The sequence below is a fragment of the Nocardia sp. NPDC003999 genome, from assembly GCF_053604885.1.
Genome location: NZ_JBSGIB010000042.1, coordinates 1 through 11,375, shown reverse-complemented (window position 1 = coordinate 11,375; position 11,375 = coordinate 1). Strand labels below are relative to the sequence as shown.

The 11,375-nt window shown below is 66.7% G+C and carries 10 protein-coding genes and 1 pseudogene; all 11 read right to left on the bottom strand.

Annotated features, from left to right (window positions below; all coding sequences use genetic code 11):
- Positions 1–375 (bottom strand): annotated as a pseudogene (locus tag ACWESM_RS36355) (DNA-directed RNA polymerase subunit beta); the annotation flags it as partial.
- A 408-nt stretch (positions 376–783) separates the two neighbouring features.
- Positions 784–1,512 (bottom strand): hypothetical protein, encoded by a 729-nt coding sequence (locus tag ACWESM_RS36350; RefSeq protein ID WP_452495694.1) that lies wholly within the window; start codon positions 1,510–1,512, stop codon positions 784–786.
- A gap of 10 nt (positions 1,513–1,522) precedes the next feature.
- Positions 1,523–2,263, bottom strand: a complete 741-nt coding sequence (locus ACWESM_RS36345; RefSeq protein ID WP_452495692.1) for a hypothetical protein — start codon at positions 2,261–2,263, stop codon at positions 1,523–1,525.
- Positions 2,264–2,366: 103 nt separating this feature from the next.
- Positions 2,367–3,608: an MlaD family protein gene (locus tag ACWESM_RS36340; protein ID WP_355072058.1), complete on the bottom strand. Its 1,242-nt coding sequence runs from the start codon at positions 3,606–3,608 to the stop codon at positions 2,367–2,369.
- The gene (locus ACWESM_RS36335) at positions 3,605–4,843 is read right to left on the bottom strand and encodes an MCE family protein (protein WP_355072056.1); all 1,239 of its coding nucleotides are present in this window, start codon (positions 4,841–4,843) and stop codon (positions 3,605–3,607) included. The genes ACWESM_RS36340 and ACWESM_RS36335 overlap by 4 nt, the downstream gene beginning before the upstream one ends.
- The gene (locus ACWESM_RS36330) at positions 4,840–6,072 is read right to left on the bottom strand and encodes an MCE family protein (RefSeq protein WP_356970018.1); all 1,233 of its coding nucleotides are present in this window, start codon (positions 6,070–6,072) and stop codon (positions 4,840–4,842) included. Before ACWESM_RS36330 ends, ACWESM_RS36335 begins: the two co-directional genes overlap by 4 nt.
- A gap of 37 nt (positions 6,073–6,109) precedes the next feature.
- Complete coding sequence (locus tag ACWESM_RS36325; RefSeq protein ID WP_355072054.1) at positions 6,110–7,120, bottom strand: MCE family protein; 1,011 nt, start codon at positions 7,118–7,120, stop codon at positions 6,110–6,112.
- Positions 7,120–8,196, bottom strand: coding sequence for an MCE family protein (locus ACWESM_RS36320; RefSeq protein WP_355072053.1), 1,077 nt, complete (start codon positions 8,194–8,196; stop codon positions 7,120–7,122). Before ACWESM_RS36320 ends, ACWESM_RS36325 begins: the two co-directional genes overlap by 1 nt.
- Positions 8,193–9,542, bottom strand: a complete 1,350-nt coding sequence (locus tag ACWESM_RS36315) for an MCE family protein (RefSeq protein WP_364439596.1) — start codon at positions 9,540–9,542, stop codon at positions 8,193–8,195. Before ACWESM_RS36315 ends, ACWESM_RS36320 begins: the two co-directional genes overlap by 4 nt.
- Positions 9,539–10,402: an MlaE family ABC transporter permease gene (locus ACWESM_RS36310; protein WP_355072049.1), complete on the bottom strand. Its 864-nt coding sequence runs from the start codon at positions 10,400–10,402 to the stop codon at positions 9,539–9,541. Before ACWESM_RS36310 ends, ACWESM_RS36315 begins: the two co-directional genes overlap by 4 nt.
- Positions 10,403–10,405: 3 nt before the next feature.
- Positions 10,406–11,200 carry an MlaE family ABC transporter permease gene (locus tag ACWESM_RS36305; RefSeq protein ID WP_355072047.1) on the bottom strand — a complete coding sequence of 265 codons (795 nt, stop codon included), beginning with the start codon at positions 11,198–11,200 and terminating at the stop codon, positions 10,406–10,408.
- Positions 11,201–11,375 lie beyond the last annotated feature (175 nt).

Below are 11,375 nucleotides of genomic sequence, written 5' to 3'. Positions count from 1 at the left end.
CTCCGCCGTCACGAACAACGGAGCCGCATACGTCATGTCCTTGTCCTTGCACTCATCGATCGAGGCCTTGACCTCTTCGAAGCGCGGATCGGAGAAGGACAGGGACATGGAGCCGGAGAAGTCCTCGATCGGAGAAAGCTCCTCGAGTACCTCCTCGAGGCCACCGACTAGGCCGACGTCGCCGCGAGCCGCCGCGCGCTCACGCCAATCCGGCGAACCGATCAGCCAAGCGAACGATTCCGTTTGTAGATCGAGAAGCCCGGGCACCTCCAAGGGTTCACGGATCTTCGCGAAAGACACCCGCAACGGGGCTCCGGGGATTCCGGCAACTGCCTTGGTCTGGGTGGAGACTGCCAAGATGCGTCCTTCCAGCACCTCATGCGCGTCGCGTGGTGGTCCGCGACCGTCGCTTGTCTGCTACGAATTCCGCTGGTTACTACCCGAACGAAACTCGAACAGGCAACAACGGAAGTAACACCGGAAGGGTGAACTTACGTGTGCAAATCGAGGTATGGACAGGAGGCAGCCAGCGCAACGTCCAAACCTACACCCAAGTACACGGGGGTGTCAAAGTACCACCCGTGTGATCGTCCGCATGGCTGCCGCGCCGGGCCGAATCCGCTGGCTGCGTCCTGACCCACGGTGCACTGGAAGCCACTGTGACAGCTGCCGCTGTTGTGAATAGCGTGACGGTTCGGGCGAAACTCGTCAAGTGGCAGGCCCGGCCGGGGCGCCGGCGAGATCGCCTGCCGCGCTGCGTCATCCCGGCCGATGTGGTAGCCGTTACTGGTCCACGATGTCGCTGGCCAGCCAGCGACCGCCCACCTTCTGCATGTGCAGGACAACCGGGCCCGAGACGCTCTGCTGCGCCACGCCGTCCTTGGTGGCGCTCACCACCAGATTGACGATCAACTCGGCGCGATCGTCGGTGAGCAATGTCACAGCAATCGGATCGGCTTTTGCATCGGCACTGGTCTGCGCCTGCTTGACCGCCGAAATAGTGGTGTCGGCGTACTTGTCCAGATCGGCGAGCATCTTCCCGGTGAGCACCTGCTTCGCGGTGTCCCGATAGCCGTCGATCTTCTTCACGTCATAGGCGTAGACGGTCCGCAGCGCGTTGTCGGCGGCCGCGCGCACCTCTTGGGTGGCCTCGTTGTCCACGTAGGCCTGATTCGACGTGTCCACGCCGGGCTGTTGCGCGGCGAGCCACGCGAAACCCCCGAGTAGGAGCGCGGCGATCAGCAGGGCCGCGCTGACACCCCAGCGCGGCCGTCCGGTCGTGCGCCGCGGACGGTCCTTGCCGCGCGAGATGATCTCGCGCCATCGAGAGGCACCCGCAGAGCTTTGTTCGGCGCGGGGGTTGTCCGATTCCGCGGCGGGCCGGGAAACGCCCGCCACACGCGGTTTGCGGGCTTGTGCGGGCCGTTCGGCGCGCGAGGACGCGGTACGGGGCGGTTCCGCGCCGGGCCTGCGCTTGGAGGTGACCCGGTTGACCGGTCGGCGAGACGTCATGGGTGTCCTCCTACGATCCCGGCTTCGGCGCGGCGGGCGGCTGGTCGGCCGCGGGCGCGGTCGGCCGCGCGGCGGGCCCGCCGCTCAGCAACACCGGCTGGCTGAGCGAGGAGATCTGCTCGGCCTTCCAGACCTCGCCGTCCTTGGCCAGGTCCACGGTCCAGGTGTAGCGGTAGTCGGCGGGCGGCTTGTCCTTGCCCTTCTCGGTGACCTGCAGCACGACCAGCGCCGACGCCTTGTCCTCCTCGCTGTTGAGCGAGGTGAGCGCGGAGCCGAGCACCTTCGAGGTCATCCCGACCCCACTCTGCTGCGCCATCTGCTCCGCCTGGTCCTTGTTCTTCGTGGCCGAGTCCAGCAACGCTCCGGTCATCGAGGACCGGGCCAGCGCCAGCGAACCGGGCACGTCGTCCAGGTTCATCGAGGTCATGTTGAGCGCGGCTTGGCGCGCGGCGTCCAGGGCGGTGTCCCTGGCCTCGGCGCGCGGGCCGTCGGTGAACGCGGCCCGTACCCAGCCCGCGCCGAACCATGCGGCGCCGACCAAAGCGATGACCAGCAGCACGGCCGAGCAGACGAGGACCACCCGGCTGAGCACGGACGCACCACCGGGGCGAGCGGACTCGACGCCTGCCCGATCGGTGACTTTCCGATCACCGGCGTCGGATTGCGCGGTGGGCGTTTCCGCCGCTGTCGTCACGGTGTCCGGCGCGTCCGGCGCCGCCGCATCGGACCGCTTGGTCAGATCGGCGGTCACGACAGCGCCTCGCCGTCGGTCGGCTCGGTCGCGCTCCACGGCATGCCCGTGGTTCGCTCGCTCCAGTCACTCACGCGAGACACCCTAACGTCATTGCTCCTGGTCACCGCTTCGGCGTGACCCCCAGCAGGGTCGACAACTGCACGGCCACCGGAGTCAGGTTCAGCTTTTCCGGATCGGTTTTGGGGTTGGAGTCCCAGGGCTGGACGATGGCCGGATCGGCGAGATCGGCTCGTTCGCCACCCCGGACGGCGGTCGGATTACCGAACGGCACAAGACATTTGGCGTCCTTGTTGAACGGGAACTCGTCGCGCGTGTCGTCGAAGTTCGGGTTCTGCGCCTTCATCTGTTCGAGAATCCGATGCGTGCCCTCGTAGCCCACCGTACAGGCGGGCGGATTGTTGGTCTCGAGCACCAGGCCGAAGTGACTGGTCCCGTCGCCGGGCGCGGTCGAGGAACCGCCGATCGACAGCTGCGGGAGCATCTGCAGCAACGGCTTGATCGCGTAGAACTTCGGTGAGATCGCCTGCAACAACAGCCGCAGATTGGACAAATCCTGGGTGAGCGAGCCGCCGCTCTGCTCGAGCAGCGCGCCGATCTGCTCGCCCGCGTCGGTTCCGGTGCCGATGAGCCTGCGCACGTCGGGGTCGCTGGAGCGCAACTGGGCGGTGAGCTTGTCCAGGCCGTCGCTGAATTCGCGGATTTGCGCGGACTGCTCGGCCTGCGTGCCGAGGGCGACCCTGCCGTCGCGGACCAGCTGGATGGTCTGCGGCAGCGTCTGATGGAAGGTCTCGGTGAATTTGTTCAGCGAGTCGATCAGCACCTGCAGATCGTCGCCCTTGCCGTCGAACGCCTTGCCCAGTTCGCGCACCGTCGTGTTGAGCGCTGTCAGGTCCACCGAGCTGGCGAAGGTGTCCACGCTGGACACCAGTTGCTCGACCGATACCGGCAGGGTCGCCGAGGTGATCACCGAGTTGTCCCGCAGGAACGGGCCGGCGTCCGAATCGGGCTGCAGATCCACGTACTGCTCACCGATCGCGGACCGGTTGGCCACCACGGCTTTCGCCGACGCCGGGATCTTCGGTGCGCTCGAGTCGATGACGAGGTTCATCACCACGCCCTCACCGGTGAGTTCCAGCTCACCGACCCGGCCGACCGGGACGCCGCGGTAGGTCACCTCGGCGCCTTTGTAGATGCCGCCGGTCTGCGCCGCGCGCAGCTTCACCGTGTACTGGTTGAGCCCGAACATGTGGTCGAGCCGGATGTACTTGCCGCCGACGTACACGACGCCGAGCACCGCGATGACCACGAACGCGATGAGCTGCCACCGCACCAGACGTGTCATCGCGGACCACTCCCTACGCCGAGTTGCTCGAGAATCGCCCCGACCGGACCGGGCACGCCGGGCGCGGGCGGCTGCGCCATCAGCGGCGGCAGCGGCAGGATCGACACCGTAGGCCAGCCCGGACGCGGACCGTTGCCGTTGTAGTACGGGTTGGTCGGGTTCACCGGCACCGGCGGACCGACCGGCGGGATGTACACCGGATCGGGTTTGCCCACACCCAGGTTGCTGAGCGTGACGCCGATCTGCTGGTCGACCGACAACCACGTGTTCACACTGCCGCCGAAGGTGCTCTCCAGCGCCGAATCGGGGAACGGGTAGGTCGGGATCAAGGGAACCGCGGTGACCAGATCCGGCGCCGACCGGCCCAGTTCCTGCAGCGTGGGCCGCAGCGAGGTCAGGTCGCGGATCAGGTCGTCCTTCGCGGTGTTCAGCACGTCGAAGCCTGCCTCGCCGAGCCGGTCCAGCTGCGCGAGCAGGGCGACCAGTTGCGGGCGCTGCTCTTCCAGGATCTTGATGCCCTTGGGCAGCTCGTCGAGGATCTTGCCGATCTGATCGGTCTGCTTACTCACCCGGCTGCTGAGCACGTCGAGACCGTCCAGCGCCCGGGTGATGTCGTCCACCTGCTGGTTCAGGCCGTAGATCAGCGTGTTCGCCTGCTCGATCAACGAGCGCACCCGGTCCTCGCGGCCGCCGAGGGTCTTGTTCAACTCGGTGACGATCGGCTGCAACTGCGCGACGCCACCGCCGTTGAGCAGCAGTGACAGCGCGCCGAGCACTTGCTCCACCTCGGTGGCGTGCCGGGTGCGGTCGACCGGGATGACCGAGCCGTCGCCCAGCCGGGTGGACTCCGGCTCGGCGGCGGGTTTGGAGAGCTCGATGAACTTCTCGCCGAGCAGGTTCGATTGCCGGACCTCGGCCCGCGCGTTCGCGGGCAGGTTCACCGACGAGTTGACCACCGTGCGCACCGTGGCGGTCCACTGGTCCTTGCCGATGCTGATCTTCTCGACCCGGCCCACCGGCACGCCCTCGACCTTGACCGCCGACTGCGGCACGAGGTCGAGGACATCGTCGAACTGGATGTCGATGTGCATCGGATGCTCGCCCACGTCGGCGCCGCCGGGCAGGGGCACGCTGTAGATGCCGTCGGAGGCGCACGATGTGATCAGCGCGCCGGTCAGGCCGAGCGCCAGCGCCGCGCCGAAACCGCGTACGAGCGAACGGATTCGAGTGCTCATCGCGCCCCTCCCTGCGACGGCGGAAGCCGGTCCGACGGCGTGCCGGGCACGGTGCCCGGCACCGGATCGCGCTGCTGGTTCTCGCCGCTGAGGATGCCGAACGGCAGGTTCAGCGTCGGGGTCTGCACCCCGGAGGTGATCTGGTCGGTGATCTCCTTGCAGTGGTCGAGGATCGGCCGCATCTGCCTGCCGAGCGCCTCGAACTTGGGATCGCCTGGCATCAGCTTGGACAGGTCGAGCATCTTGCACACCACGCCGAACGGGTCCTGCAGTTCGGGGAAGTTCGCGCGCATGTCGAGGGTGCCCGATTCGGCGTTGTGCACGTTGATCAGGTTGCTCAACGCCAGCGGCAGGACCGGCAGCAGGGCGGCCACGTCGTTGCGCTGATCCGACAGCGTCTTGGTGAGCTGGGTCAGTTTGTCGGCGTTGCTCGCGATCAGGTCCCGGTTGTCGTCGATGAAGCGGGCGACGTCACCCAGCGCGATCGACAGCAGATTCAGTGCCGCGCCGAGATTCTGCCGCTCGTCGGCGAGAAAGGACGACAGGTCGGCCAGCTGGGTGTTGAACTGCCGGACCTGCTGGTCGTTCTGGGCCAGCATGGTGATGAAGGCCTGCAGGTTCTTGACCGTGTCGAAGATGTCGCCGCGGGCGTCCGACAGGTATCGCGCCGCCCTGGACAGCTGGGTGAGGCTGTTGGCCAGCGCCTCGCCATTGCCCGACAGGTTCGCCGCGCCGGTGCGCACCAGCTCGTTCACCGCTCCCTCGGCGTTGGCGCCGTTGGGCCCCAGCGCGTCGGAGAGTTCGGTGATGCTCTTGTACAGCTGGTCGACTTCCACCGGCGTGGCCGTGCGCTCGCGCGGAATGGTCGCGTTCCGCGCCATCTTCGGGCCGCCGGTGTAGGCCGGGGTGAGCTGGATGTAGCGATCCGACACGATGGACGGCGTGATCTGCGCGGCTCGCGCGTCCGCGGGCACGTCGTACTTGCGATCCACGCTCATCACGATCTTGACCTGATCGCCCTGCGGCTCCACCGAAGCGACCGAGCCGACCGGCACGCCGAGAATGCGCACGTCCGAGCCCTCGTAGATGCCGACCGAGCGATCGAAGTAGGCGGTGATCTTGGTCGTGGTCAGCCGGTCGAACAGCCACCACAGCACCACCGCCACCAGCACGGCCAGCACGACGACCAGCGCGATGCCGACCTTTGCGCCACGGCTGGAGCCGCGCACCGCGCCGACCGGATCGCTACGCCAGTTGTCCGCCACGTCAGTTACCTCCCAAGGTGCGGATCGGCTGACGGTAGCCGGGGATTTCGGGCAGTGCGGGCGGCACCACGTTGACGATCACCGCGTCGAACCAGCGCCCGGTGCCGAGCACACTGGCGTAGAGGCTGTAGAACGGCGCCGCGAGTTCCAACGTCTTCGAGACGTTCTGCTGGTTGTCGTTGAGCAGGTCGATGGCGGCGCGCAGATTCTTCAGCGCGGGCCCGATCTGCTCCTCGTTGTCGTGCACGAGCGCGCTCAGCTCCGCGGAGACCGTCTTGGCGCCCGACAGCAACTGCCTGATGGACTGCTGGCGGACGTTCAGTTCGGCGAGCAACTGGCCGCCGTTGGCGAGCAGCCGCTCGAACTGGGCGTTGCGGTCGGCGAGTATCTGCGTGGTCTGCCTGGTCGCGGCGAACAGCTTCTTCAACTCCTGATCGCGCTTGGCCAGCGTCTCCGACAGCCGGGCGACGCCGTCGATGGAGCCGCGGATCTCCGGCGGCGTCGTCTCGAAGGCGTCCGACAGCACCTGCATGCTCTTGGCCAGCTGGGTGGTGTCGATCTGATCGATGGTGCGCGCGGCGTCGGTGAACGCGTCCACCACGTCGTACGGGGAGACCGTGCGCGAGAGCGGGATCCGTGAACTGGGATCGGCCGGCTTCGAGCCTCGCGGATCGAGTGCGAGGTACTTCTGGCCGAGCAGCGTCTTGATCTGAATGGACGCGGTGGTGTCGTTGCCGATCCAGGTGTCCTTGGTGCGGAAGTCCACGAGCACCCGGTCACCGTCGAGCCGGACGTCGGACACCGACCCGACCTTGACGCCGGCCACCCGGACCTCGTTGCCCTTCTTCAGGCCCGCCGCCTCACGGAATTCCGCGGTGTACTTGGTCCCCGCGCCGATGATCGGCAGCTGATCCAGGAAGAACGCCGACACCGTCACCAACAGCACCACGGCGAGGCCGAGCGCGCCCAGGAACGCCGGGCTGCGCTTGCCGAGCAGAATGCGATCATCCATCAGCGAGCCTTCCCGTGGCAGCGCGGCGCGGCGTTGGTGTACAGCGGCTGGTTGATCGTCGGCAGTCCTGCTGGCAGGTTGAGCTGCGGCGCGTCGACGGCGCCCGGCCCGACGACGATGTCGATGCCGCACAGATAGAACTGGAACCAGGAGCCGTAACTCGCGGCGCGCCCGAGCTTCTCCATCTTGAGCGGCAGGTTGGTCAGCGCTTCGTTCACCTCGTCCTGGCGCTCGTCGAGCGTGCCGGTCAACTGGCTCAGACCCGCGATCGACCCTTGCAGGGTCGGACGCACCGGGACGAGCAGGTCGGAGGTCGCCGAGGTCAGGTTGGCCAGCGAGGTCACCGAACGGCCGATCGTGTCGCGATTGGCGTTGAGGCCGCTGATCAACGCTTCGGTGTTCACGATCAACTGATCGAACTGGTCGTCACGCTGATTGACGGTGTCCAGCACGGCGGTCAAATTGCGGGTCAGCTCACCGATCACGGCGTCCTTGTCGGCGATCTTGTTGGTCAGGTTCGCCGTGGTCGCGACGAGATCGTGGATCGTGCCCTGCTCACCCTGGAAGACCTGGATGATCTCGAAGGAGAGCTTGTTCACGTCGTCGGCGGTCAGCGTACGGAACAGCGGCCGGAAGCCGTTGAACAGCGTGGTCAGGTTCAGCGCGGGCCTGGTGTGCTCCAGCGGGATGGTGCTGCCCTTGTTCAGCTTCCGTCCCTGCTCCCCGGTCCCCTGCTCCAGCGCGATGTAGCGCTGGCCGACCAGGTTGCGGTACTTGATCGTCGCGGTGGTCGACGCGGGCAGCCAGTCCCGGTCGGTGAGGTCGAATTTCACCTCGGCCAGGCGTTTGTCGACGATCGAGACAGCGGTGACCTTGCCGACCCGCACGCCCGCGATGCGGACCTCGTCACCGGGATTGAGCGAGGTGACGTCGGTGAACCTGGCCTTGAAATGCGTGCCGCCGCCGCTGTAGTTGGCGATCGACAACGCGAGCACGGTGGTCACGAACAAGGTCACCACGACGAAGATGACCAGCTTGGTCAACGGCCCGCCCAGGCCGCGCAGTTGCTGCTTCATCGCACGCTCACCTCGCTTCCACGGAACGCGGGCGCGCCGACCCTGGTCACCCAGCCAGGCACCTGATCCGGGGCGACACCGTTGGCCGCGCCGTAGATCGCGCCGAGCGACTGCTGCTCCATGGGGGAACCGGCGATCGTCGGCATCTTGCTCGCCGGGTGGACGCCGAACTGCGGCGGCTCCAGATGACCGGTCTGCTGGTCACCCGGGTTACGACTCGGGACGGCGTAGGAGCCGTCGTTGTTCGGGCCGCCGGTGTACTGGCCGGGATCGACGCCCACCGGCATCTCGGGGATGCACCACGGCCCCCTGGTGTCCAGCCAGCGCGGTTCGTCCTGGTTGGGCAGGTATTTGCCGCGGGTGTTGGTCAGCTCGATGGTCACTCGGGAACCCGGGTTGTCGGTGCCCTTGCCGAAGATCCGGTCGATGCGCGGCTTCAGCTGCGCGAAGTTCGCCAGCGCGCACGCGTAGTTCGGCGAGTAGTAGGCCAGCTGCTCCAGCGCGGGACGGGAGTCGGCCGCCACGTCGACGATGTTGTCGCGGTTGGCGAGCAGGAACTCGGTGGTGGTGGCCGAGGTCGGCGTCAGCGTCGCGTACAGGGCGTCGATGTCGGTGCGCCGCTGCACGATCGTGGCGTTGGTGGTGCGCAGGTTGTCCAGGGCCTGGATCAGCTGCGGCGCCGCGTCGGAGTAGGTGGCCGCCACCTCGGCGAAACTGCGCAGGTCGGCCCGCAGGTCCGGAAGCACCACGTTGACCTGCCGGAAGATGTCGTCGAGCTTGTCCAAGGTCTGGCCGAGCGCGGTGCCCTGCCCGGACAGCGCCTGGGACAGCGCGCCCAACGTGGCCGCGAGATCCTGCGGCGGGATGGCCTGGAGCAAGGGCAGCACATCGTCGAGCAATTTGCTCAACTCGATGGCGTTGCCGCTGACGTCCTGGTGCAGCGTGACGCCGTCGGTCAGATGCTGGGGGCTCGGCTGCTCCGGGATCACCAGGTCCACGTAGCGCTCGCCGAACAGCGTCTTGGGCAGCAGGCGCGCGGTCGCGTTGACGGGAATCTGCTGCGCCTTGTCCGGATTGATGGCCAGGTTCAAGGTCACCTCGCCGCCTTCGGAACTGCTCGAGCGCACCTCGCCGACCGTGATGCCACGTACCTTCACGTCCGCGTTGCGAGTCAGCGCGTTGCCCACGCTGTCGGTGATCAGATCGACGTCCACCGTCTTCACGAATTGCTTGTTGTAGATCGCGATGGTGGTCCACAGGAACAACGCGACCACGACGAAGAACGCGATCCCCAGCGCCCGAGTACGCAGCTTCGCGGTGGAGCGCCAGGTTTGAGTGCGGCTCATCCGGCCACCCGCACCGTGGTGGTGGTGCCCCAGATCGCGAGGCTGAGGAAGAAGTCGAGCACGTTCACCAGGACGATCGCGGCGCGGACCGCGCGGCCGACCGCGACGCCGACGCCCGCGGGGCCGCCGGTGGCGTGGAACCCGTAGTAGCAGTGCACCATGATGATCACGAACGCGAAGACCAGCACCTTGAGGAACGAATAGAGCACGTCCTCCGGTGGCAGGAACAAACTGAAGTAATGGTCGTAGGACCCGCTGGACTGCCCGTTGAACCAGATGCTGATCGTCCGCGACGCGATGAACGTGCCGAGCAACCCGACGATGTAGAGCGGGATCACCGCGAGGAACCCGGCGATCACGCGGCTGGTGACCAGGAACGGCACGCTGGGCACCGCCATCACCTCGAGCGCGTCGATCTCCTCGGAGATCCGCATGGCGCCGAGCTGCGCGGTGAAACCGCAACCGACCGTCGCCGAGAGCGCGAGCGCGGCGACCAGTGGCGCGATCTCACGGGTGTTGATGTAGGCGGTGAGGAAGCCGGTGAGCACCGAGCTACCGAGCGCGTCGAGGGCCTTGAAGCCCTGCAGGCCGACGACGACGCCGACGGAGCCGGACATGAACACGATGACGCCGATGGTGCCGCCGATCACCGCCAGCGCGCCGGTGCCGAAGGTGACCTCGGCGAGCAGCCGCATGACTTCCTTGCGGTAGTGCACCGCGGTCCGCGGGATCCACGCGATGGCCCGCGAGTAGAACGACATCTGCTCGCCCGCGCGATCGATGACGTTGAGCGGCATACGAGCGACTTCACCCACCCGGCGCATGGACTTGGCGACCGGGGTTCGGTATGACGTGGCCATCTGTCAGGCACCCTTGGCGGGGACGACCTGTAGGTACACCATGGTCAGGATGAGGTTCACGAAGAACAGCACCATGAACGTGATCACCACGGATTGGTTCACCGCGTCACCGACTCCTTTCGGGCCCCCCTTGGGATGCAGCCCTTTGTACGCGGCGATGACGCCGGCGAGCAGACCGAATACCGCCGCCTTGATCTCACCGATCCACAGGTCCGGCAGCTGAGCGAGGGCGGAGAACGACGCCAGGTAGGCGCCGGGAGTGCCGCCCTGCAGCAGGACGTTGAAGAAGTACCCGCCGGCGATGCCGACAACCGACACCAGTCCGTTGAGCAGCAGCGCGACCAGCATCATGCCGAGTACGCGCGGCACCACCAGCTTTCGCACCGGATCGATGCCGAGCACCTCCATCGCGTCGATCTCCTCGCGGATGGTCCGCGAGCCGAGATCGGCGGCCACCGCCGACCCGGCCGCGCCCGCGATGATCAGGGCCGTCACGACGGGAGCCGCCTGCTGGACGGTTGCCAGCACACTGGTCGCGCCGGTGAAGGATTCCGCGCCGAGCTGCTTGATCAACGAGCCGGTCTGCAATGCCACGACCGCGCCGAACGGAATCGCGACCAGCGCGCTGGGCAGGATCGAGACACTCGCGATGAACCACGACTGCTCGATGAACTCCCGCCACTCGAAGGGGCGGCGGAAAGTCTTTCGCAAAACGTCCAGGAGCAGCGCAAAGATGTTGCCGGCCTGGGCAAACCCCGACTCCAGGGGAGTTCGCAATCGCGCCAGGGTCGAATTCACGATCGCAGATGTTACCCGTTAGTTGTGTTGTGTCGCACGGTGGTGTCGAAAGCACCACCTTGATAATTAGCCAGGTCGCCGCTGTTGTATGCCATCACCTGCGTATCGTCGTTGTCGTCAAGTGATTCACGGATCGCGACCTGCGCGGCATGCGGCAGCGTATGCATGATCTCGC

Excerpts from the sequence above, each read along its gene's own strand:
- ACWESM_RS36310 (WP_355072049.1), bottom strand. The coding sequence starts at position 10,402 with ATGGCCACGTCATACCGAACCCCGGTCGCCAAGTCCATGCGCCGGGTG.
- ACWESM_RS36320 (WP_355072053.1), bottom strand. The coding sequence starts at position 8,196 with ATGAAGCAGCAACTGCGCGGCCTGGGCGGGCCGTTGACCAAGCTGGTC.
- ACWESM_RS36350 (WP_452495694.1), bottom strand. The coding sequence starts at position 1,512 with ATGACGTCTCGCCGACCGGTCAACCGGGTCACCTCCAAGCGCAGGCCC.
- ACWESM_RS36315 (WP_364439596.1), bottom strand. The coding sequence starts at position 9,542 with ATGAGCCGCACTCAAACCTGGCGCTCCACCGCGAAGCTGCGTACTCGG.
- ACWESM_RS36340 (WP_355072058.1), bottom strand. The coding sequence starts at position 3,608 with ATGACACGTCTGGTGCGGTGGCAGCTCATCGCGTTCGTGGTCATCGCG.
- ACWESM_RS36325 (WP_355072054.1), bottom strand. The coding sequence starts at position 7,120 with ATGGATGATCGCATTCTGCTCGGCAAGCGCAGCCCGGCGTTCCTGGGC.
- ACWESM_RS36335 (WP_355072056.1), bottom strand. The coding sequence starts at position 4,843 with ATGAGCACTCGAATCCGTTCGCTCGTACGCGGTTTCGGCGCGGCGCTG.